This window comes from Sinomonas sp., assembly GCF_051955515.1.
Taxonomy (GTDB): Bacteria; Actinomycetota; Actinomycetes; order Actinomycetales; family Micrococcaceae; genus Sinomonas.
The window spans coordinates 22571-44072 of the sequence record NZ_JBQCGQ010000281.1 but is presented as its reverse complement, the minus strand read 5'-3'; the positions used below and the strand labels follow the sequence as shown (position 1 = coordinate 44072).

The 21502-nt window shown below is 66.7% G+C and carries 22 protein-coding genes, 3 tRNA genes and 1 pseudogene; 4 read left to right on the top strand and 22 right to left on the bottom strand.

The window, feature by feature from the left end; all coding sequences use genetic code 11:
• Positions 1-35: 35 nt before the first annotated feature.
• From pyrH to rpsB, 3 genes are all read right to left on the bottom strand, one after another.
• A complete protein-coding gene (gene pyrH / locus ACTHL9_RS16605; protein ID WP_440520385.1) occupies positions 36-803 on the bottom strand; it encodes a UMP kinase in 768 nt (255 codons plus the stop codon).
• 137 nt (positions 804-940) lie between these two features.
• A complete protein-coding gene (gene tsf / locus ACTHL9_RS16600) occupies positions 941-1777 on the bottom strand; it encodes a translation elongation factor Ts (RefSeq protein WP_440520384.1) in 837 nt (278 codons plus the stop codon).
• Between the two features lie 126 nt (positions 1778-1903).
• Complete coding sequence (gene rpsB / locus ACTHL9_RS16595) at positions 1904-2755, bottom strand: 30S ribosomal protein S2 (RefSeq protein WP_440520383.1); 852 nt, start codon at positions 2753-2755, stop codon at positions 1904-1906.
• Between the two features lie 428 nt (positions 2756-3183).
• Here rpsB and ACTHL9_RS16590 point away from each other — a divergent pair, with 428 nt between their 5' ends.
• Both ACTHL9_RS16590 and ACTHL9_RS16585 read left to right on the top strand, forming a co-directional pair.
• The gene (locus tag ACTHL9_RS16590; protein WP_440520382.1) at positions 3184-3732 is read left to right on the top strand and encodes a M23 family metallopeptidase; all 549 of its coding nucleotides are present in this window, start codon (positions 3184-3186) and stop codon (positions 3730-3732) included.
• Positions 3733-3782: 50 nt separating this feature from the next.
• The gene (locus tag ACTHL9_RS16585) at positions 3783-4085 is read left to right on the top strand and encodes a protease inhibitor I42 family protein (protein WP_440520381.1); all 303 of its coding nucleotides are present in this window, start codon (positions 3783-3785) and stop codon (positions 4083-4085) included.
• A gap of 29 nt (positions 4086-4114) precedes the next feature.
• Here ACTHL9_RS16585 and ACTHL9_RS16580 read toward each other — a convergent pair whose 3' ends face one another.
• From ACTHL9_RS16580 to ACTHL9_RS16560, 5 genes are all read right to left on the bottom strand, one after another.
• On the bottom strand, positions 4115-4693 hold the full coding sequence (locus tag ACTHL9_RS16580) for a hypothetical protein (protein ID WP_440520380.1): 579 nt from the start codon (positions 4691-4693) through the stop codon (positions 4115-4117).
• A 112-nt stretch (positions 4694-4805) separates the two neighbouring features.
• A complete protein-coding gene (locus tag ACTHL9_RS16575; protein ID WP_440520379.1) occupies positions 4806-6287 on the bottom strand; it encodes a hypothetical protein in 1482 nt (493 codons plus the stop codon).
• The gene (locus ACTHL9_RS16570) at positions 6284-6559 is read right to left on the bottom strand and encodes a hypothetical protein (protein WP_440520378.1); all 276 of its coding nucleotides are present in this window, start codon (positions 6557-6559) and stop codon (positions 6284-6286) included. The genes ACTHL9_RS16575 and ACTHL9_RS16570 overlap by 4 nt, the downstream gene beginning before the upstream one ends.
• A complete protein-coding gene (locus ACTHL9_RS16565; RefSeq protein ID WP_440520377.1) occupies positions 6559-7383 on the bottom strand; it encodes an ABC transporter ATP-binding protein in 825 nt (274 codons plus the stop codon). The genes ACTHL9_RS16570 and ACTHL9_RS16565 overlap by 1 nt, the downstream gene beginning before the upstream one ends.
• 23 nt (positions 7384-7406) lie before the next feature.
• Positions 7407-7667, bottom strand: coding sequence for a hypothetical protein (locus tag ACTHL9_RS16560; protein WP_440520376.1), 261 nt, complete (start codon positions 7665-7667; stop codon positions 7407-7409).
• Positions 7668-8305: 638 nt separating this feature from the next.
• Here ACTHL9_RS16560 and ACTHL9_RS16555 point away from each other — a divergent pair.
• A complete protein-coding gene (locus tag ACTHL9_RS16555) occupies positions 8306-8773 on the top strand; it encodes a hypothetical protein (RefSeq protein ID WP_440520375.1) in 468 nt (155 codons plus the stop codon).
• 72 nt (positions 8774-8845) lie between these two features.
• On the opposite strand, the gene ACTHL9_RS16550 is transcribed toward ACTHL9_RS16555, so the two are convergent.
• From ACTHL9_RS16550 to ACTHL9_RS16495, 12 genes are all read right to left on the bottom strand, one after another.
• A tRNA-Ile gene (locus ACTHL9_RS16550) sits at positions 8846-8919 on the bottom strand.
• Between the two features lie 59 nt (positions 8920-8978).
• Positions 8979-10199 carry a glycosyltransferase gene (locus ACTHL9_RS16545; protein WP_440520374.1) on the bottom strand — a complete coding sequence of 407 codons (1221 nt, stop codon included), beginning with the start codon at positions 10197-10199 and terminating at the stop codon, positions 8979-8981.
• A gap of 22 nt (positions 10200-10221) precedes the next feature.
• Positions 10222-11139, bottom strand: a complete 918-nt coding sequence (locus ACTHL9_RS16540; RefSeq protein WP_440520373.1) for a DMT family transporter — start codon at positions 11137-11139, stop codon at positions 10222-10224.
• Entirely contained in the window at positions 11139-11795 is a 657-nt protein-coding gene (locus tag ACTHL9_RS16535) for a CDP-alcohol phosphatidyltransferase family protein (RefSeq protein ID WP_440520372.1), read from the bottom strand. The genes ACTHL9_RS16540 and ACTHL9_RS16535 overlap by 1 nt, the downstream gene beginning before the upstream one ends.
• A gap of 28 nt (positions 11796-11823) precedes the next feature.
• On the bottom strand, positions 11824-12735 hold the full coding sequence (locus tag ACTHL9_RS16530) for a phage holin family protein (protein ID WP_440520371.1): 912 nt from the start codon (positions 12733-12735) through the stop codon (positions 11824-11826).
• A gap of 137 nt (positions 12736-12872) precedes the next feature.
• A complete protein-coding gene (locus tag ACTHL9_RS16525; RefSeq protein WP_440520370.1) occupies positions 12873-13283 on the bottom strand; it encodes a hypothetical protein in 411 nt (136 codons plus the stop codon).
• A gap of 22 nt (positions 13284-13305) precedes the next feature.
• Positions 13306-13381 (bottom strand) — tRNA-Asn (locus tag ACTHL9_RS16520).
• Positions 13382-13419: 38 nt separating this feature from the next.
• Positions 13420-13492, bottom strand: a tRNA-Asn gene (locus ACTHL9_RS16515).
• A gap of 52 nt (positions 13493-13544) precedes the next feature.
• Positions 13545-15419: a DNA primase gene (gene dnaG, locus ACTHL9_RS16510; RefSeq protein WP_440520369.1), complete on the bottom strand. Its 1875-nt coding sequence runs from the start codon at positions 15417-15419 to the stop codon at positions 13545-13547.
• A 13-nt stretch (positions 15420-15432) separates the two neighbouring features.
• Complete coding sequence (locus tag ACTHL9_RS16505; RefSeq protein ID WP_440520368.1) at positions 15433-16734, bottom strand: deoxyguanosinetriphosphate triphosphohydrolase; 1302 nt, start codon at positions 16732-16734, stop codon at positions 15433-15435.
• Positions 16718-17926, bottom strand: a complete 1209-nt coding sequence (gene dusB, locus ACTHL9_RS16500; RefSeq protein ID WP_440520367.1) for a tRNA dihydrouridine synthase DusB — start codon at positions 17924-17926, stop codon at positions 16718-16720. Before dusB ends, ACTHL9_RS16505 begins: the two co-directional genes overlap by 17 nt.
• A complete protein-coding gene (locus tag ACTHL9_RS16495; protein ID WP_440520366.1) occupies positions 17923-18870 on the bottom strand; it encodes a hypothetical protein in 948 nt (315 codons plus the stop codon). The genes dusB and ACTHL9_RS16495 overlap by 4 nt, the downstream gene beginning before the upstream one ends.
• 159 nt (positions 18871-19029) lie before the next feature.
• Here ACTHL9_RS16495 and ACTHL9_RS16490 point away from each other — a divergent pair.
• Positions 19030-19329, top strand: a pseudogene (locus ACTHL9_RS16490) (hypothetical protein); the annotation flags it as partial.
• Here ACTHL9_RS16490 and ACTHL9_RS16485 read toward each other — a convergent pair.
• Together ACTHL9_RS16485 and ACTHL9_RS16480 are read right to left on the bottom strand one after the other, a co-directional pair.
• On the bottom strand, positions 19259-20509 hold the full coding sequence (locus ACTHL9_RS16485; RefSeq protein WP_440520365.1) for a YibE/F family protein: 1251 nt from the start codon (positions 20507-20509) through the stop codon (positions 19259-19261). The pseudogene ACTHL9_RS16490 and the gene ACTHL9_RS16485 overlap by 71 nt on opposite strands.
• Positions 20510-20512: 3 nt before the next feature.
• Positions 20513-21502 carry a GNAT family N-acetyltransferase gene (locus ACTHL9_RS16480; protein ID WP_440520364.1) on the bottom strand — a complete coding sequence of 330 codons (990 nt, stop codon included), beginning with the start codon at positions 21500-21502 and terminating at the stop codon, positions 20513-20515.

Genomic DNA, 21502 nt, shown 5'->3' with positions numbered 1-21502 from the left:
GGACGCGTTCATGGACTACCGACATCCTAGCTGGACTAGGGGGTCACAACGGTTCCCAGCTCCGCGCCCAGAATGGCGCGAGTCACGTTGCCCGCACCCTCCATACCGAACACAACCATCGTGACGCCGTTGTCCTTGCACATGGTCATGGCGGTCTGGTCCATCACCCGGATGTCGCGGCGAAGGGCCTCGTCGTAGGTGAGTCGCTCGAGCTTTTGGGCTTCCGGATCCTTCTTGGGGTCAGCGGTGTAGACGCCGTCCACTCCGCTCTTGGCCATGAGGACGACGTCGGCATGCACCTCGAGCGCGCGCTGCACCGCGACCGTGTCGGTCGAGAAGTACGGCAGGCCGGCGCCCGCGCCGAAGATCACCACGCGGCCCTTCTCCCTGTGGCGGATCGCGCGCCGCGGAATGTAGGCCTCAGCGACCTGCCCCATCGTGATGGCGCTCTGGACGCGGGTCTCGACCCCCGCCTGCTCGAGGAAGTCCTGGAGTGCGAGGCAGTTCATCACCGTGCCGAGCATCCCCATGTAGTCCGCCCGGGAGCGGTCCATCCCGCTCTGGGAGAGTTCGGCGCCTCGGAAGAAATTGCCCCCGCCCACAACGATGGCGACCTCGACGTCGTCGACCGCTGCGGCGATCTGCTCGGCGACATTGCGAACGGTGCCCGGGTCCACGCCCAGCTTGCCGCCGCCGAAGACTTCCCCCGACAGCTTGAGCAGCACGCGCCGGCGGTGCGGCGGGAGGGGATCGTCGGTCAGGGGAAGCGTTGAGGTTTGCACGTCAGTCTGCACGGTTTCCATTGGTGATCTGTCCCCTCAAGGCGGTGGTTCGCGAACGCTGTGTGGGCCTTGGTCTAGATTATCGGCATTCTCAGCGCACAAAAGGGGCGGCCACCCGCGGTGGCCGCCCCTCAGTGCTTTTCGGCTGGTCGCGTGGGTCAGGCGCCGACACGGAAGCGAGCGAAGGCAGTCGCCTCGACTCCGGCTTCCTGGAGCACCTGGCCGACACTCTTCTTGGCGTCCTTTGCGAACGCCTGGTCGAGGAGCACCTCGCCCTTGAAGAAGCCCGTCACGCGGCCTTCGACGATCTTCGGCAGCGCAGCCTCGGGCTTGCCCTCAGCCTTGGCCGTCTCCTCCGCGATGCGGCGCTCGGACTCGACGAGATCGGCCGGGACGTCCTCGCGGCGGAGGTAGTTCGGAGCCATCGCGGCGACGTGCACGGCGACGTCGTGGGCAGCAGCCTGAGCGGCCTCGCCCTCGCCGTTGACGGCCAGGAGGACGCCGACCTGAGCCGGAAGGTCCTTGGACGTCTTGTGCAGGTAGGCATCAACCGTCGCGCCCTCGATACGGGCAACACGGCGGACCGCGACCTTCTCGCCGAGGACTGCGCCCTCTTCGACCACGAAGTCGCTCACGGCCTTGCCGTCCGCCTGCGCAGCGAGAAGGCTGTCCAGGTCAGACGCGCCAGACGCAACCGCGGCGGCCAGAACCTTGTCGGCCAGCTCGATGAACTTCGCAGACTTGGCCACGAAGTCAGTCTCACAGTTGACCTCGACCATGACGCCCACGCCGTTCTCGACCTTGGCGGCGACGAGGCCCTCGGCGGTGGAGCGGCCCTCGCGCTTGGTGGCGCCCTTGAGGCCCTTGATGCGAATGATCTCAATGGCCTTCTCGGCGTCGCCGTTGGCCTCGTCGAGAGCCTTCTTGACGTCCATCATGCCCGCGCCCGTGCGCTCGCGCAGGGCCTTGATGTCAGCAGCGGTGTAGTTCGCCATGTGAACCCCTCTGTCTTGTACTTTGCACTTCTCACACATCGGCAGGATGGCGCCGCGGTTCACGGTGCCATCCTGCCGTAGTCCTCCGACACCGGGATCCGGACTCAGAGGAAGTTCTGGGGCTGACTAGGCCTGAGCCTGCTCGCCCTCGGCCGAAGTTCCCTCAGCCGAGTCGGCAGCCGGGGCAGCCTGCTCGGCCTGCTCCGCGTTCTGGCCCTCGAGGAGCTCGCGCTCCCACTCGGCCAGCGGCTCAGCCGCGGAGGATCCCTCGGAACCCGAGCCACGGTTGTTGCGGGCGATGAGACCCTCGGCCACGGCGTCGGCCACCACGCGGGTCAGCAGGTTGACGGAGCGGATGGCGTCGTCGTTGCCCGGGATCGGGTAGTTGACCTCGTCCGGGTCGCAGTTGGTGTCGAGGATCGCGACGACCGGAATGCCGAGCTTCTTGGCCTCGTCCACCGCGAGGTGCTCCTTCTTGGTGTCGACCACCCAGAGAAGGGACGGGGTGCGCGAAAGGTTGCGGATACCGCCGAGGGTCTTCTCGAGCTTGTCCTTCTCGCGCTCGAGGATGAGGAGTTCCTTCTTGGTGCGGCCCGAACCGGCCACGTCCTCGAAGTCGATCTCCTCGAGCTCCTTGAGGCGCTGGATGCGCTTGGCGACGGTGGAGAAGTTGGTGAGCATGCCGCCCAGCCAACGCTGGTTGACGTACGGCTGACCAACGCGGGTCGCCTGCTCGGCGATGGCCTCCTGGGCCTGCTTCTTCGTGCCGACGAAGAGCACCGTGCCGCCCTTGGCGACCGTGTTCTTGACGTGCTCGAAGGCGCGGTCGATGTACGACAGCGACTGCTGGAGATCGATGATGTAGATGCCGTTGCGCTCCGTGAAGATGAAGCGCTTCATCTTCGGGTTCCAACGACGGGTCTGGTGACCGAAGTGGACGCCGCTGTCCAGCAGCTGGCGCATGGTGACGACGGGCATGCCGACGCTCCTTCCGGCAGGTCATGGATGAGGGAGCCCCTACGGGTGCCCTTGCCCCTGCCATTGATGTTGACGGTTGTTCGACGACGGCCGGCCGGCCGCCATCCCTGGCATCCCCCGTGCACCCGAACCGTCCTGTCGCAGTGACTGGGCGGACCGTCGGGAGCACCGGATCACACCTCACAGGGAGGTGGGACGCTGGATGCGCGGAGTCGGCTTCCGCGCGCACCCATGCTTCCGCTCAATTGGAAGATTGGCATGGCAAGAGGACGCAGAAAGCCGCGGTTCTCAGTGTACTACAGCGCTACCCCGCCGCCGCGCTTCGTCTGCCCTCCACGTCGGCCCTCCACAGAGCCGACGACGGCGTGTCCTCCACATGCGGGCAACGTGGGCTCATCCGATGCGCCAAGACGCGAGAGGCTCGGTCTGTGCTCCACCATCTCGCGCTCCCCCGCTTCATCCTCCCACTCCTGCTCCTCCTGCCGGCTATCGCCAGCACGGCTGCGCCGTCTCAGTCGGACGAGCGAGGGATTCGCGCCGGGTGGGAGTGGCCGCTCGCGCCGCGCCCCGCCGTCGTCCGCACCTTCGATCCTCCCGAGCGCCCTTGGTTGAGTGGCCACCGCGGCGTAGACCTCCGGGCGACCCCCGGGCAAGAGGTGCGGGCCCCCGCCAGTGGCATAGTTTCCTTCGTGGGCCGGGTCGTGGATCGGGACGTTGTCACGATCGACCACGGCAACGGCCTGCGCAGCAGCTTCGAGCCGGTCGAATCCGGCCTCCCCCGGGGCGCCGCCGTAACCGCCGGGCAAGCCGTGGGCCGGGTCGCTCCGACGCCCCAGCATTGCCCGGAAGGATGCCTGCATTGGGGGGTCCGGGAGACCGGCGACGGCGCAGGCCCCCGGGGAACCGACTACGTGGATCCTCTGCGTCTGGTGGCCGATACGCGACCGTCCGTCCTTCTGCCGTGGCGTGACCCCTGATCTCACCGGACACTTGTCTGAGGCTGGAGCCGACGTGAAAAATCGGGGCCATGGAGTCTGCAGACAGCCGGGAAGGGCGGGACGTTGACGCGGGCGCCGAGTTCGACGTGGTGCTGACAGCTCCCGGAGGAACGGGGTTCCGGTGGGAGGTGGAAGTGCTGTCCGAGGGGATGACTCTCGTGGCGGAGCATCCGAGGACTGCGACTGAGGGGGCGGCGCCAGGCTCTCCGTCGTCCCAGCGATTCCTCCTACGGGCAGGCACTGAATCGGGCGCCGTCGTCTTTCAGCTGAGGCGGCCCTGGGAGGCGCTGCCCGTGAGACGGCATGCCGTGGACGTCCGCGTGCGCCGCTGAAGAGGCCTGCAACGCTCGGCCGCGCGCTCTCATCCTCGACGACGCTCGCCTCGCGCTCGGCGCCAGCTGTCCCTGATGGTCTCGCCGTCGCCGAAGGGCAGCGCCGCGCAGGCGGCGTGACTCAACGCCAGAGCTGCCCACGCCCAGAAGACGAGCGGAGCCCACGTGGCGACTGGTATCAGGAAGGATCCAGCGATCGCGGGAGCCACCGGACCGGCAAGTGCTACGGCGAGGTTGGCGTTGGGCGCGAGCGTTTTCCGGACCAGATGGCACCGGAGCCCGCGGGTCACCATGATCCCCGGACTGTCACGAGGTGCGAGCGCACGATACGCGACGACGTGCCCGATTTCGTGGACAAGGACGGCAGCGAAGAAGAGCAGGCCGCCAGCAGCGAGCGCGATCAGAGACGAAAGTCCTGCGGCGAACCCCAAGGCTGAGCTCACGAAGGCAAGGGCTGCCCAGCGGGACATTCCGGTCAAGCAGTGGATCAGGGCGGCGTGGACGGCAGGCCACCCGTCCGGGAGCAATCGCGCGCGACTCGTGGCAGCGCCGAAAAGCCAACGCCACACGTTGCTGCCCGCCTCGCTCGCAAGTCCGAGCTCGAGCAACGTCTGCCTGAAGTCCTTCGAGCTGCGGGAAGCTTCAATTCCCAGGGAAGGGTGCAGGACAGCGTCTCCCCGGTCGAATGCTCCCGGAGTCAAGACCAGACGGCACGCCTGATCAGAGATATCGTGCCGCATCCCGCGCCTGACCAGATCCGATGAGTGCGTACAGCGCGAAGAACAGCACTGCAACGGCGCCTTCGGCGAGAATGCCGATAGGGTCCGTCGTCGCGGACCGCGCCCATGACACGAACATCGTCGAAGCAATGACGAGCAGTCCCGTCAAGAACCCTGAGGCCGCAACCGACAGTCCTTGCTCCTCTGAGTAGGGGGCGAGTGCACCCCCCAGCAGTCCCGCGCAGAGCACCAGCACGGTCCGGGCTATAACCGAGCCAAGATCTCCCAGCTCCACCAGGCCCAGCGCCAGCTCACCGGCATAGACGAAGACCGCTACACCTGCCCCGGCGAGGAAGTATGCAACTCCGGTCGGAGCCACCCACCATGACCATGACCCGTGGACGGATGCGCCCAGCCAGCGGTACTTCACCGTCCTGCCGAGCGCGTACATCGAGAGGGCAAACGGCACAGCGGGGAGCCCAGACGCGAGCTGGGCCGCTGCGACCGCCATCATGTCGATCGACGAGAGCCAGCGTGCACCGAGCACGAGCGGTACCGCCGAGAGCGCCGTGACAACGAACTGAGGCGTTCTGACGGCGATCAGGAGTTGGATCCATACTGCGCTCAGGAACCGGCCCGTCGGAGCCGTCGTCCCCGTGAGAAGCCTGATGCCTCCAGTGCCGCCACTCTGCTGATTGAGCCGGCCCGCGGCAAGGAAGCTGACCAGGCTTGCCGCCCACCACAACAGGACGCCCGCAACGTCGAGAAGGCTCCCCTGAAGCACCGTCTTCACGGCAAGCCGAGTGACCAGCAGATCTCCGAGGGTCCACCCCTGCGCCGGGCGCGTCGCCAGATTGAGGACGTCGCCCGAGAACGCAGCGAGCGCTGCCGCCATGACAAGCGCACCGGAAAGGGTGGTCGCGTACTGCTGAGGAATCCGCAAGCGTCGACGCAGCAGGCAACTGTTGGCGAGGAAGACGCTCAAGCCCAGCATCTGCAACGCTGCCATGTTCCCCACGACGAGGAGACAGGCCGCCCCGAAGGCCACGGGCCCGAGTAGCTGGCTGGCGAGGGCAATCGTGAGAGCCGAGAGCACCAGGCCGAAGGCGGCACCAAGAGCGACTACCGGCAGGAGCTGACCAAGCTGCGCTTCCGCCCTGCGCACAGGAAGAAGGTCCACGAGCGACTGAAGTGCGGTCCGCGGCGGGAGCGAAACCGCGAGGACCACGATGATCAAGAGACCGATCACGGCGCTCGTCGAGAACGCGGTCCGCAGCATGAGCTCCTTCAGCTCTGGCGGGTATCCGGAGGACGAAGGCTTCAGGGCAACTGCTGCCAGGCCAAGACCGAGGGCAGTGGCCCCCAAGAGCACCATGGCCGAACCCAGCGCGACGGCCCTGCTCGAAGCATGGAAGAGCGCCGCGAGATCTCGAAGCCAGAGCAGCACCGAAACCGACGCAACGGCTCGGAGTCTGGACATCATGACGAACGCCCGGGTCCGCGCTTCCGCAACGAGGCCACGACCAGACAGGCAGACGTAGCGAGGACAACGGCGAGCATGCCCCAGAGATTCGGCACGAAATTGACGGCAGGCATGCCGTTCTCTTCCGTGACCCAGGCCTCGAAGATCCCTGGCAGAAATGCCCGAGTGCCCGTGGCCCATGCAAAGGCGGTAGATCCGACCAGAACGATGATGAGCACCGCGGCTCCGAGCACCATGCCGCTGAGAGCAGAAACAACGATTCGCGTGAGCATCACGACTCTCCTTCTGAGGCTGCGGTTGCTGAGGGTGCGGTAGCTGAGGGTGCGGTTGCAGGCGACGAGAAGAGGCCCGCAATGCGGGACTTACGGCGCTCACTCGCCCCGTCGAGACCCGTGACCGACATGAACAGGCCCTCGAGATTGGGGATCCCGCCGTGCTGGGCGAGCAGCGCTTGGGGAGAGCCCGTGGCAACAACACGCCCGTTCGCCAGAATCGTCACCTCATCGCAGTCACGTTCGGCCCGCAGAAGGTCATGGGTCGCGATGAGGACCGTGCGCCCGCTTCTACTGAAGCCTGTCAGGACGTCCCTCAATGCGGCCGCGGCATCCGGGTCCAAGCCCCTGAAGGGCTCATCCAGAATGACGATCTGGGGTTCATGACTCAATGCGGCGATGACCTGAAGCTTCCTGCGCATGCCGTGGGAGTACTGCCCTACCTGCTTGTCGAGGTCGTCAGCGAGGCCGAAGAGGTCGGCCAGGTCTCGGGCCCGAGGCCCGTCCTTGCGCCTCCGCATCGCGTGATGGAACTCGAGGTATTCCCGCCCGGTCAAAGCCACTGGCAAGGGAAGGTCGTCGGGGGCGAAGCCGTAGAGATCACGTGAACGTTTTTCTGTGATGGGGACTCCCCCGATGAGGACGGAGCCCTCTGTGGGGGTCAAGAGGCCCGTGAGGATGTGGAGGCCGGTCGTCTTTCCGGAGCCGTTCGGGCCCAGCAGGCCGTAGATCTTGCCTGCCTCCAGACGCAGGCTGAAATCAGAGAGCGCAACCCGCTTTCCGTATCGTTTCCCGACGCCGCGCGCGTCAACGCTGAAAATCACACCAGCCCCCACATCACTGTCCGTCAGGACTTGCAGTAGGCCTTGAAGGTGCCACCCGTGTTCCACGACGGGAAGTCAAGCGCCGGATACATCCCCTTCTGCTGGCATGCGATCCACCAGGCGGTGAAAACGCCGAAGACCACGATGAGCGCAAGAGGGACCAAGATGAAGACGGCCCACCGGTCGGTCCGGTACTGCGAGCTGGCCGCGATTTCTGCTCGTTCCCGGATTGTTGATGTCAGCACAGCGCCTGCCACGGCGCCCTTTGCCAGGAGTAGGTCCATGAGTTCCTCACTTAGATGCGAAATGAATGAATTGCTGCTCTGCGGCTCTACAGCCGTTGCGGATTAGTCGTCGCCTTCCCCACCCCCCTTCTCCGGCCGCACTCGGGGCGGAAAACTTCGGTTGCTGACCTGTCTAGTAGTGCTAGACAAGTCGGGTACGAAAAAAATCTCAACAGGCAGGCCGAGGGCCTCGCTGATCAGCCGAGCCTTCTTCGGGCCGTTGACCGAACGAGTCCGCCCGGCCACGAGATTGTCGATGGTCCCAGGGGCACAGCCCACGTATTCGGCGAGGCTGCGATTCGTCCACCCCTTCCGGGCCATCTGATCCACGAGGATGTCACGCGCAACCAGCCTCATCCGCATCTCGGCGTGCCACCCCCTTCGGTACGTCCGACCCCCGCAGCATGCAGTGAAGCCATTCAATCTGGAGAGGTGCAGCTTCGTCAAGTCAGGGGTAACGTAAGTTGAAGTATAGTTAGGCGAATCTTAGGCATCGTGCAGTCATGCGCCGTGCAATGCCGCGGTAGGCCCGTTGGGAAAGTTAGGCACTTCTTAGGCACGGGCTGCAGCAATGGCGGCGACCGCGGGGCCGAGCTGCCTAAGATTCAGAGGTTGGGACCAAGGATGAGGGAACAGTGATGAGTCAGCAGGACCTTGCGTCGTTGCTGGCAGACGTGAAGTCTGCCCGCCGATGGTCGTTCGAGGCCATGTCGCGGGCATGCGGGGGCGTGCCCACCGGCAAGCGGCTATTCCAGCTCATCAACTCGCCCCTGAAGAACTTCCCCGATCCTGATACGATCCGGGGTCTTCAGCGGGCCACTGGGGCGAGTGCGACGGAGATCGTCATGGCGGCGGCGCGCTCGCTGGGCCTGGACGTGAGCGATTCAGATCCAGACGCGCTTCACATCCCGGGGATCTCGCACGCGCCGGATTCGACGAGAGAGGCGCTCCTCGCCCTGGGACGCGAGGTCTCTGCCCTCGCCGGCGACCAAAAGCCGGAGGCACTCCCCCGCGATTGGCATGCTCTGGCCGCGTACGAAGGGCCACAAGATCACCTCGAACGCGAGCACGCTTGGAACACCAGAGGCGAAGAACCGCAGGCGTAGCCGGCCATAGCAAGGAGAAAGGCCCGGGAACAACGGGAAAGGCCCCGGAATCAAGAGCGATTCCGGGGCCCGTAGGGCTACTGGGACTTGAACCCAGGACCAAGGGATTATGAGTCCCCTGCTCTAACCGGCTGAGCTATAGCCCCTCAGCCCGGCAGCCGCGCACCCGGGCCTTCCCATCCTAGTGGGTCTCGTGAGACGCCGCTCAAATGTGGGACGGAATGGTGTCCGCGCCTCGGTACAGCGCCTCGAAGGTGTCGAGCGTGTACTTGATGCTGTGCTTCTGCACCATCTCATGGCTGACCTTGCCCATGGCGAGCCGCTCGGCCTCCGGCAGTTCCAGAATCGCGCCGATCTTCGATGCGAGGTCCTCGCGGTCGTTGGGCCGGAAGAGGAAGCCGTTGTCGCCATCGCGCACCAGATGTGGCAGCGCCATGGCGTCCGCAAGCACCACCGGGGTCGAGGCGCTCATCGCCTCGAGCGTCACGAGGGACTGAAGCTCAGCGGTGCCCGGCATGCAGAACACGTCGGCCCGCAGATATGCCTCGCGCAGCTCCTCATCAGACGCCAACCCGAGGAAACGCACACGCCCACCAAGCCCAAGCCGCGCGACCTGGGCGTCAAGACGGTGGCGAATTTCGCCGTCGCCCACAATCTCAAGATGCACGTCGAGCTGGGCCGGCAGCTTGGCCACAGCGTCGATGAGGACATCGACATTCTTCTCTTCGGCGAGACGTCCGGCGAAGAGCACCGTGGGCCACGGGTTCCTGTTGACCTGCTCGCTTGGGCGAAGCTCGTAGGCGTGGGCGTCGATCCCGTTCGAGAGCGGGATCACCTTGTGGAGGAAGGCGTGGTCGCGCATGGCCTTTGCGGCCAGCGGCGTGGGGGTGGTGACGACATTCGCCTGCCCCATGACCTTGCCCATGTCCTTCCACGACACCCGGCCGACGATGTCTTTGAACCATTGAGGGAACGGAAGGAACGGGTTGAGGTTCTCCGGCATGAAATGATTCGTGGCGATGACCCGAATCCCCCTCCGGACGGCCTCGTACAGGACGTGCTCGCCGATCATGTAATGGCTCTGGATGTGCACGACGTCCGGCCGGACTCGGTCGAACAGCAGCGAGATTTCCTTCTTGATCTCCCAGGGGAATACCACGCGGAAGTACGGGTGGGTCGGGACCGAGTGGGAGCGGAGCCGGTGGACCGTCGCCTCCGGCCTGAACTCGCTGTAGCTCTTGCCCTTCTCCGAGCGGCTCGCGAGCACGTGGACGTTGTGGCCGCGAGCTGTCATCCCCTTCGCGAGGCGGTAGCCGAATTGCGCCGCGCCATTGACGTGGGGCGGGTAGGTGTCGGCGCCGATCAGGATCGTCAGCGGCTTGGCGCTCTGTGCCGCGCGGTCGGGCTCAGGGTCGGATGGAGTCACGGTTCCTCTTCTGGTCGGCCGGTCACTGTCCTGGCTCAGCGGACCCCCGGAGTTCGCGGGCGGCCTCGTTCCGTCGGCTGGTCACCTCTGGATGGTGCCGGGACAGGGCGATGACACCCACGATAGCAATGAGGGCCGCGGCAGCCATGCCAATCCCCACCACGGGCGGCACGTGGGGCATTAGCTCATGGAGGATGGCGATGCCGATCGCCACCCCCACCATCGGGTCGATCACCGTGAGGCCGGCGATGACGAGGTCCGGCGGACCCGACGAATACGCATTCTGCACGAACCACGAGCCGAGGCCGCCGGCGGCGGCGATCGCAATGATCGAATACCACTGCACGTTCAACAGGAACAGTCCGTTCGGGTCCAGCAGCTGGCGTCCGATGATCCGCGTCAGCACCGCAACGAAACCGAAGAGGACACCCGCGCCGAGGATGAAGACGAACGCGTTGAGCCGCTGGCGGAATGCCACGGCGAGACTGCCGAACACGGCGATGGCGACGGTGAGCAGCAGCACGATGGTGAGCTCTTCCGTGGTTGAGACGTTGTGGTTCTCCTCGGTCGCGTTCACAGCCAAAAGGACGAACAAGGCGGACCCGGTGACGCAGGCGGTGATCGCGACGACGGTCGCACGGTTGAGCGTGATCCCCTGATCCTTCGAGTTCACTACCGTGGTGATGACCAGGGCGATCGCGCCGATCGGCTGCACAACGGTCAGCGGCGCCGAAATAAGGGCGATCATGTTCGACACCAGCCCGAGGCACAGCAGGAAGAGCCCCAGAAGCCAGCGCGGATTTCGGAGCAGCCGGAAGAAGCCGTTCGAACTCAGACCGAGCCCGCCCGTGTCGAACTTCACGGCGCTGCCCTGGCGCTGTGCTCCCAGCGCGAGGAACAGGGCTCCCAAGAGCGCGAGGACGACGGCGAACCACACCATCAGGAGCGCACCCCGCCAATGCCGTGGGCGCCGTCATCCTCAGATCGCTGCCCGCCGCGCACGGCGCGACCCTTGCGGACGATGGCCCAGAAGTAGTTGTAGCCGGCAACCCAATGCCCTGCGAGGCCGAGGCCCAGGAAGATCCACGCGGCGACGAGATAGGCGTCGGCCCCTGGGAGCGGGAGCTTCGAGATGACGAGCAGCGGCGTCCCGATCAGCAGGAGCGCCGTCCGCAGCTTGCCGACGCGACTCACCGGAAGATCGGGGTGGCTGTGAAAGTAGAAGAGGGACACGACGCCGAGAATGACGTCCGGTACCACGAGCGCAGCGAGGTACCACCACTGGACCACGTCGGCAAGGACCAGCGTGAGAGCCACGGCGAGCAGCGCGAGCCTGTCTGCCGCTGGATCCAGAATGCGCCCCAGTTTGGAGGTCTGGTCGAAGCGGCGCGCGACGTAGCCATCCACCCAGTCCGTACCGCCCATGAGAGCCAGGACGAGGACGGCCCAGCCGTATTCCCGAGCGCCCAGGACGAGCCACATGAACAAGGGCACGCCCATGAACCGGACGACGGTGAGGACGTTGGGAACTGTCAGCACGCGGTCATGGTGCACGGCCGGCCGTCCGGGCCGGGAACCAGCACCGAACATCCTCATCGGATACCCCGGAAAGAGGCCGGCGGCCTCAGCTCTGGACCAGCTTGCGCAGGAGGACCACGAAGGCCGTCGTCGACACCGCGAACGCGGCGATCGGGGCCCAGCGCTCCTTCACCGCCTCGCCCATCGGATTCGGACCTGCAGGACCGCTCTCCGACGTGCGGGCTGCCGACGACGCACTCGGCGTCTCAGCCCCCCGCCCCGGGCGGGCGGTTGCGGACCGGACCATCGAGAGGGCGGCTGCGCGCAGACGGTAGAAGCTCTCGCGGGCATCTTCGGCGAGGCCATCAGCCTGCCGCTTGACGTCCATTTCCTCGACCAGGTCGTCCCTGACGTCGAGAATGTGGTCGCGGCGCCTGGCGATGCGTTCGCGAAGCTCCGCTTCGCTCGGCGTTGGCGGCTTGATGCGTCCGTGAGCGCGGTCTTCTGCGGCTTTCTCCATCTTTGCCTTGGCCTCGGCTGCTTCCTTCGCTGCCTTCGCCCGCTTGTACTGGATGGTGGAGGGGTCGAGAACCCGCGGGTCGAAAGTGCGCCCCTCTTTGATCACGCCGAGATCGTGGCGGAAGCTCCGGATGGCATCGGCTGGGATCAAGGGCATGGCCTTCTTGACCCTGCCCACACCCACCAGCGAGGCAATCAGCAGGAGGACCAGGCACACAGCCCCGACGATGAGGGCGGCGAGCCAGCCGGGCATGATCGTTGCCAGGCCGAGGATCGCCGCAACGACGAGCGCGATGACAAGCAGGCCGAGGAAGACGAACGCGACGCCGAAGAGCGCCGCCCCGATGCCGGCCTGGGTGCCGCGATCCTTCAGCTCGTACTTCGCGAGCGCGACCTCGTCGTTGAACTGACGGGGCGCCAGCCGAGCCGCCTGGCCCACCAGGTCCGGCAGGGCCGCGAGGCGCGGCCGCCTCCCGGCAAGCGTGTGGCGTCCACTCATCGCTGGGCCCCTTCCCCTTCGGGCATTCTCTTGACAGGACCGTGGCGGTCCGTCACCAAAGCTACCATCGACCCCGCTCTCAGGGGGCCAAGCAGGCGTGAATGCGGGCAGAGAGGTGGATTCAGCGACAGAGGAGGTCAGCCGATGGTCCCGAAAGCCGCTTCGGCGACAAGGAACTGCTCAGCGGCGAGGACGGCGGCCGCGAAGGCATCTGCGTCCGTGGTGGACCCCCGGGGACCCCGCGGCTGCCACTCGTGCCTGGCAGTCAGCACCGGTTCGAGTCCGTCGCCGGGAGGTGCGTAGTAGATGGCGAATCGCTGGACAGGCCAGCCAGCCGGAGTTTCAGGGGCTACAAGCAGCGCAGACTTGGCGGAGTAGTTGATCCACTGGGCGATGGGGCGCCGATGGTCGCGGACGAACATCCCGTCGGCGTAGTGCTCGGCGGATCCTTCGCCATAGATCCGCTCGTACCGGACCCGCCAAATGGTCAGGAGTGGGCCCTCGTAGCGGGTCCATCCAGCAGGCAACGACACCCTCTGCGCGGCCATGGATCAATGATATTCCGGGTGGTGGCTCCCCCGACTGGACTCGAACCAGTAACCCTTCGATTAACAGTCGAATGCTCTGCCAATTGAGCTACGGGGGAAGGGGCTGACCGTCCTCACGAGGACAGACAGCTCCAAGCTCCCCCGACTGGACTCGAACCAGTAACCCTTCGATTAACAGTCGAATGCTCTGCAAATTGAGCTACGGGGGAAGGCGCAACGCGGTCCAGAGTTGCAGGATCGAGGCGCTGACCGGAAATCGACTCAGTCCCTCTGACGGAGCTGCCGACGCCGGAGCTCGAGCTCCATCAGCTCCCGGTTCAGCCGGTGCCGTTCGTCGGCAGGCGCGTCAGGTTCGAGCCGCTGGAGCTGGCCCATGAGCTCGGCCTTCCGGGCTGTGATCTGGAGTTCGAACAGGCCAGCAAGGATGTCCCGGCAGTACCGTTCGAGGGACTCGGGGGTCGCGGCGGGCAACGGCGTCACCGCCAGTTCGGCGATCAGCGGGCGGAGCGGTTCCGGGGACTCGTCGCGGATCCGGTCCATCCAGAGCGCCAGTCCCTCACGCCCTGATTCAGGACGCCCAGCGGCCCCGAGAGCTGCGTGCACGGCCTGATAGGCCGGCGCCGTGAAATGGGACTGCCCCACGTGCAGCCACGCGTCGTCGTCGAGGAGGTCTGGGTGCTGGAGGATGACTTCGAGCGCCTGGCGCTCCATCGTCGCCACAGGGTCGCGAGGATCCGGACGGGCAGAACGCCGGGGCGCAAAGCCTTCGGCGGGTGGGTAGGTCGGCGCCGAGGTGGGCGCGGACGACGGCGCGCGGCGGCCCGCGGCGCCGACAGCGCGGGAAACGTCGTCGGGCGCCATACCAAGCCACTTCGCGAGCTCTCGCGTGTAGGCGGGACGGATGGCATGATCACGGATCTGGGCGACGACGGGCGCAGCTTCCCGTAGCGCGGCCACCCGGCCCTCCACCGTGTTGAGGTCATGCTTGCGGAGCGAGGCCTGAATCGCGAATTCGAACAGGGGCCGCCGGGAGTCGATCAACGCAACGACCGCGGTGTCGCCGCCGTGCTGGCGCAGCTCGCAGGGGTCCATCCCGCTGCGCTCTACCGCCACGAAGGTCTGGGCGACGAAACGCTGGTCCTCCTCGAAGGCCTTCAGTGCGGCCTTCTGCCCAGCCGCGTCGCCGTCGAACGTGAAGACGACTTCTCCCCCCGTCCCGTCGTCCGACAGAAGGCGGCGGGCGATCTTGATGTGCTCGCTCCCGAAGGCCGTGCCGCAGCTCGCGACTGCGGTATCGACTCCGGCGAGATGGCAGGCCATCACGTCCGTGTAGCCTTCGACGACGACAAGCTGCCGCTTCTTCGCGATGTTCCGCTTCGCGATGTCGATCCCATAAAGGACCTGCGACTTCTTGTAGAGCGCGGTCTCCGGCGTGTTGAGGTACTTGGGACCTTGATCGTCGTCGAACAGACGCCGGGCTCCGAAGCCGATCACGTCCCCGGCGATGTCCTTGATCGGCCAGATCAGACGTCCCCGGAAGCGGTCGTAGAGACCCCGATTGCCTTCAGAGAACATCCCGGTCAACTTCAGCTCGTCGTCCCGGAAGCCCTTGCCGCGCAGGTGCCTGAGGAGGCCGTCCCACCCCTGAGGTGCAAACCCGACACCGAACTGCTCGGACACCGTGCGGTCGAAGCCCCGGTCGAAGAGGAACTGCCGTGCCACGGCTGCAGCAGGGGTCAGCAGCTGGTCGCGGTAGAACTCCGCGGCAATCTTGTGGGCATCGAGAAGGCGCTGCCGCCGCCCGACTTCTTCGCGCCGCGGCCCTGCGCCTTCTTCGTAGTGCAGCTCGTAGCCGATCCGCGCTGCCAGCTTCTCGACGGTCTCCGCGAACGCCGTATGGTCCAGCTTCATGACGAAGCTGATCACGTCACCGCTCTCGCCGCAGCCGAAGCAGTGATACGTACCGACCTGCGGGCGCACATGGAACGAGGGGGTGCGCTCGTCGTGGAAGGGACAGAGACCTTTCCACGACCCGATCCCGGCGCTCTTGAGGGTGACATAGCCCTCGACGACTTCACGGATATCGGTGCGCGCACGCACCTCGGCGATGTCTTCCGGTTTGATCAGGCCTGCCACGCCACCACCTTAGTCACCACAGGCTGGGCAGGCTCCCGACGAGCCTCTCGTACCAGGCCAGAGCGGACGCGTCCGTCAGCGACGCCACTTGATCGACGACCACCCGGAGGCGCGCCCCGTCGTCGTCCGCCGCTCGCCAGTCGGCCGCGAACATCGGCTCGAGGTGCCGGTCCCCGCTTGCGCTGAGCGCAGAGACCAGGGAGTGGAGCACCTCGCGCTGCCGCTCATAGATGGGCTGACGATGATCGGTCGTCATCACGAACGTGGTAGCCAGCCCCTTCATGACGGCGATCTCCAAGACGGTCTCCTGGGGCACGACGACTTCACCCGCATAGCGGGTGAGGGGGGACTCGCCGTACGCGGCGCGGGTCAATCCAAGCGCGCTGTCGCAGAACCTGCCGATGAGCTGGCTCGTCATGTTCTTGAGCGCGGCCATCGACTTCCTCGAGCCGTCTGCCTCGAGCACCCACACGGGCGTCGACTCGAGCCGCGCAAGGGCGGCATCGATCTCCGCCGCGTCGCTGTGGGGCAGGTACCACTGCTGGGTGTAGCCGATCACCCTCGCGCGATGGTCCGGGTTTGCCATCCACCGGAGCTGGAACTTCCCCGCCACGATGGCGTCTTCGACGTCGTGCACCGAGTAGGCGATGTCATCCGAGAGATCCATGACCTGAGCCTCGATGCAGCTTCGCCCTGGTGGAGCCCCTTCACGGATCCATTCGAAGATCGCCAGATCGTCCTCGTAAGCACCGAACTTGCTGGTCCGCTGCCCATGGACGAGCGGCGCATCCCTTGCTGTCCAGGGGTACTTGCAAGCGGCATCGAGACTGGCCCGTGTCAAGTTGAGCCCCGCCGGCCGGCCTTCGTGATCCAGCACCTTCGGCTCGAGGCGTGTGAGGAGCCGCAGGGTCTGGGCATTGCCCTCGAACCCGCCGATCCGGTGCGCGATCTCGTTGAGGGCGCTCTCCCCGTTGTGGCCGAAGGGGGGATGCCCCAAGTCGTGGCTCAGGCACGCGGCATCGACGACGTCCGGGTCGCAGCCGAGAACACGACCGAGCTCACGTCCCACCTGCGCGACTTCGAGCGAATGTGTGAGACGGGTGCGGACGAAGTCATCGGTGTCGGGGGCGACCACTTGGGTCTTGGCACCGAGCCGGCGCAGAGCAGAGGAGTGCAGCACGCGGGCGCGATCTCGTTCGAAGTCGCTCCGATAGCTCTTCTTCGTGGGCTCGGCCACCCAGCGCCTGCTGTCCTCTTCCGTGTAAGCCCCGAGGACGTTCCGTCCGTCCTTGAGCGCCTCAGCCACCTGACACATCCAACTCGGCTGCAGCGATGTCCTGAGTCTGCTCGTCGTTCATGCTCCGGCTCTCGAGCCACCGGTGCGGGAGCGCGGGCCGCTTGGGCGATCCCGCCCGGCCCCTCGGCCCTTCGGCGCCCGCCCCCGGGTAGGGAGCCGATGGATCAAGCTCGTCGAGGAGCTCGCGGAGAACCGCGAGGGACGGAACCTGGGCCAAGCGCGCACGCGATTCGCCGCCCACGGTGTACCCCTTGAAGTACCAGGCCACGTGCTTGCGGATATCCCGCAGGGCCTTGTCCTCGTCCTCGAAGTAGTCGACGAGAAGCTCTGCGTGCCGGTAGAAGGCTGCGGCCACTTCGCCCAGATTCGGCTGGATCCGGTCTGCGCGGCCCTCGAAAGCTGCTTGGAGGTCTCCGAAGAGCCACGGCCTGCCCTGGCATCCGCGGCCCACCACGACTCCGTCCACGCCCGTGTGCCGCACCATCCTGATGGCGTCTTCCGCGCTCCAGATGTCTCCGTTGCCGAGGACCGGGATGTCCGGCAGAGCTTCACGAAGCCGCGCGATCGCGTCCCAGTCGGCCGTCCCCGAATAGAACTGGGCGCAAGTGCGTCCGTGAAGGGCGACCGCGGCCACCCCCGCGTCCCGCGCGATCCGTCCGGCATCCAGATAGGTCAAGTGATCCTCGTCGATGCCCTTGCGCATCTTGATGGTGAGCGGAATGCCGCCGCGCTCCGCCTCCCGTACCGCGGTCGTCACGATGGACGTGAAGAGATCGGTCTTCCACGGCAGGGCGGAACCTCCGCCGCGCTTGGTGACCTTCGGGACCGGGCAGCCGAAGTTCAGGTCGATGTGATCCGCCCTGTCCTCCTCGACGATCATTCGCACGGCCCGACCCACCGTCACGGGATCAACCCCGTAGAGCTGCACCGACCGGACCTTCTCGTCCTCGTCGTGGGCGATGATCCGCAGCGACTCGGGATGGCGCTCGACCAGCGCCCTTGAGGTCACCATCTCGGCAACGTATAGGCCGCCGCCGAATTCGCGGCAGAGCCGCCGGAAGGCCGTATTGGTGATGCCCGCCATCGGGGCGAGAACGACCGGCGTGGTGATGGTGTGGCGACCGAGCCTGAGCGGCGGCAGCTCGAGCCGGGCCGGCGCAGATCCGGCAAGAGCAGCGGCTTCGGAAGGAACGGTGGTCACGGCAGTCACCCATCCATTGTGTCAAACTCCCGCGGCCCCTCTGGGACGGCTGCCGGCGCTCCCACCGGAACGTCTGTCGTCACAGGCCTTCCGGGGGCCCACCAGAAGAGATCGCTGCTGAGCGGTGCCACCTCATCTGTCCCGAGGATCGACGCGAGATCACGCATCCGGTCTACGTCCTGGCGCGTGGTCTCTTCCGTCACGAGATGAAACCCCAGGAGACGGTGCGCCGGAACACAGAACAGGACGCCGAGCGGGCCGACCTCGAGCCCGAGAACCTCCATGAGACGCTCCGGGTACGCGAGCCAGGCCGCCTGACGGGGGTGCTCCGACTCGAGGACGACCATCGCTGCGCCGCTGGCCGCCGCGTAGACCGTCGGAGCGCCCAGCCCGGCCTCGAACAGATTGGCGGCCGCCGCTTCCCACGCTGCCTCGGGACCTCCGGCTTTCGAGAGGTGGATGTCGGCAAGGAAAGCGGACGTCTGTCGATGACGGACCGCGAGGAGGAGAGGCAAGCCGCCGACCCGCCGGCTGTAGCTGTAGTCCTCCTGCAGTTGCCCTTCCGAGATCCTGCCGAGGGCCGAGAATCTGGGGAAGAGCTCGGCGCGGAGCTCCCCCCTCCCGAGATGGGGAGGTGCGGCAAGGGCTCCTGAGACTAGCTGGCCGACGATCTCCGCCACGAGTTCCGGCCACTCCTCTTCGTTGACCCGCGCTGCCTCGCGGGCGATGGTCGTGAAGCCGAGCGTGGCTCCCGGCGACCGGAAAGGGCCGCTGGTGATGACGAGGTGACTTCCCCGGTCCCACGCCCTGTAGCCGAGACCTCGAATTGCCTCTGCACAGTGCTGGCGCAAGGCATCCGCGCTGCCACGCGTGAAGCCTGGGAGGAAGCGGTCCGGAGCCTCAGGATCCTGCTCCTGAGCCCGAATTTTCCGCAGTCGTTCTGCTTTCCCCATGGTGCCCCCTGTCCCCGTCTTCTTCCGATGCCCTCGACGCTATCGGCGCAGGGAACCTAGGAGGGCGGGACAAGAGGCGTATGTGGATAACTTTCACGCGTCCTCAGCAATTCGCGCGGACCTGAGACCCTCAAGGATCTCGTTGACGAACTCGACTCCCCGGCGAGGGTCGCCACAGCGCTGGAGGCTACTGCCGCCGACATCGTCGTGGTGGCAATCCCCCTCAAGAACATCGGAGAGGTTCCGGTCGAGGAGCTCGAATCCGAAGAGACGACCACCGCAGAGATGCTCCAGGCCCATCTGCGACCGCCGGCGACGACCCGGAGGCCAAGGCGGAGGTCGCGCGGCTCATCGACGTTTTCGGCTTCGACACTGTCGACGCGAAGCGCTACCGCGACATGTAGTCCTCGACCACGCGCTTTCCAGCCGTCGCGCGACGCCCCGCCCCCGTGGCCTTGACGACGGCGACGGCGACCGCCGTCGTCATCGGAATGGCGAGCACGAGCCCAATGGAGCCGACCAGCGTCCGCACCACTTCCTCGGCCAGCTCGGAGCTCGTGAGCGCCTCGAGCAGGGGGCGGTCGTAGAGCATGACGAGCAGGAGCACGGGAAGGGCGGCGCCGGCGTAGGCGAAGGCGATCGTGTACACGGTGGACGCTATGTGGTCCCGCCCGATGCGCAGCGCGGATGCGAACAGGGTCCGGGCCGGAGTGGCCGGAGCGAGTTCGTACAGCTCCCAGACCGCTGAGGCCTGCGTGATGGTGACGTCGTTGAGGGCGCCCAGGCTAGCGATCACGAGTCCACAGAGGATGATGCCGGAGATCGAAAGCCTGCCGCCCAGATTCACCAGAGACGCCGCGTCGTGCGAACCCACCCCGGTCAGGTTTCCGGCGTCCATGGCCCACGAAGCGAGGAGTGCCGTCACAGCAAGGCCGAAGACCGTGCCGAGGAGCGCCGTGGAGGTCCGCGCGGAGACGCCGTGCGCGAAATACAGGACTCCCATCATGATCACGGTCGAACCCACAAGGGCGAGCAGGAGCGGCGGCTTCCCCTCGGCCAGGCCGGGCAGGATGAAGGTCGCGAGCACCGCATAGGCGCCCACAAGACCGAGCAGCGCCCGAAGACCGCGCCACCGTGCGACGGCCACAACCACCACGGCGTAGAGACCGGCGAGCAGCAGGATCGGCACCGTGCGCACAAAGTCGACAAAGACGTACGACGGCGCCGAACTCCCCTGGGGCTGCACCGCGGTGAGGTTGAGATACCTGATCCTGTCCCCCGCCTTGACCCCGTGCGACAGGACCACATCCGGGTTCATCGCGACGCGGACCTGGCTTCCGCCGGCGTCCGGCTGAGCCACCGCCACAGTGCACTGGGATGTGGGTTGCCCCGGCATGCAGCCCGATTCCGCGATCGACTGCACCGTCCCGGTCTCCATCGTCACGCCCTGGGCGACAGAGTAGGGGTTGGCCAGCTTGAGGTCGCCGCGGTCCCCGGTCGGCCACAGGAGGACCATGGCGACGAGCGTCACCAGCCCGAGCGGGACGAGGATGGCCGCAAGGATCCAGGTGGCCCGTCGGCGCGCCGTCGCGGCAGCGGGTGTGGGCGGAGCGTCCTCGTGTGCGTGCCCAGCTCCCACGGGTCAGTCTCCGAGGATGAGGGTGTCGGGCCCGAGCTGCTGCGCTGCCCCGGTTTCCAGAAGGGGATCGACGGCGGCCCGGAGCGCCTCCATCGAATCGTCCACTTCCAGCACCACGGGATGCTGATACGCGATAAGGGCCAGGAGCCCGCGCACGGCGTCTCGTGCGTCGTCGACGTCGAGATCAGGATCGTGGCCCAGCAGAACCTCGGTGGGCTCGCCGTCGCCGTCGGCCGCGACTGCACCAGCAGCGGGCGAGGCGTAGCTCACGGCGAAGGCCCGCAGCCGCCCCTTCTTGGCGGTGGGCACCCCACTGCCGAAGGCGCTGGCTGCGGGGGCGCGCAGGACCACCGCCCCGTGCGCACCCGAGCTGTCGGAGAGGAAGAGCTGCTGGGCCTTCCCCACACTGAGCGACGCGGGCGGGTCCCAGGCGTGCACCGAGCTGTAATAGCGGCCGACGGCGTCGCTCAGCTCGACCGAGCCCGTCGCCAGATCCTGGACGAGCTGAGAGCTCTGCTGCTCGGTGCCGTCGCCGAACACGGGGAGCTTGAGCGCGCCCGGGCGCACCACGACGTGGCGCGAGCGCTGGAGATGCCCGAAGCCCGACGCACGGGCGAAGGCCTCCCCTGAACTCCCCGCCCTAGCCTTCGTCCGAAGCGGCCGTGCGCCGCCGGGCGCCGTCAGGGCCGCCTCGCGCAGCCGGCGCAGGAGCTCAGTGCCCACTCCCTGACGCCGATGGTCTCGGCCGACCTCGACGTACGCCCAGAGCCGTCGCGGGTGCAGCGCGCTCGTGTAGACGACCCCGGCGGCAATCGGGATCCCCTCATCCACGGCGACGACACAGCGCCGCCAGGTGCCGCCGTCGTCCGCCCCCGTATCAGGGGCGAGCTCGCCGCGGAACTGTTCCGCTGCGGGCCCTTCGGCGTCTCCCCAGACCTGTAGGAGCGTCTGGTCGTCCCCCGTGCGCCAGGCACGGTACGCAAGCTCGGCCAC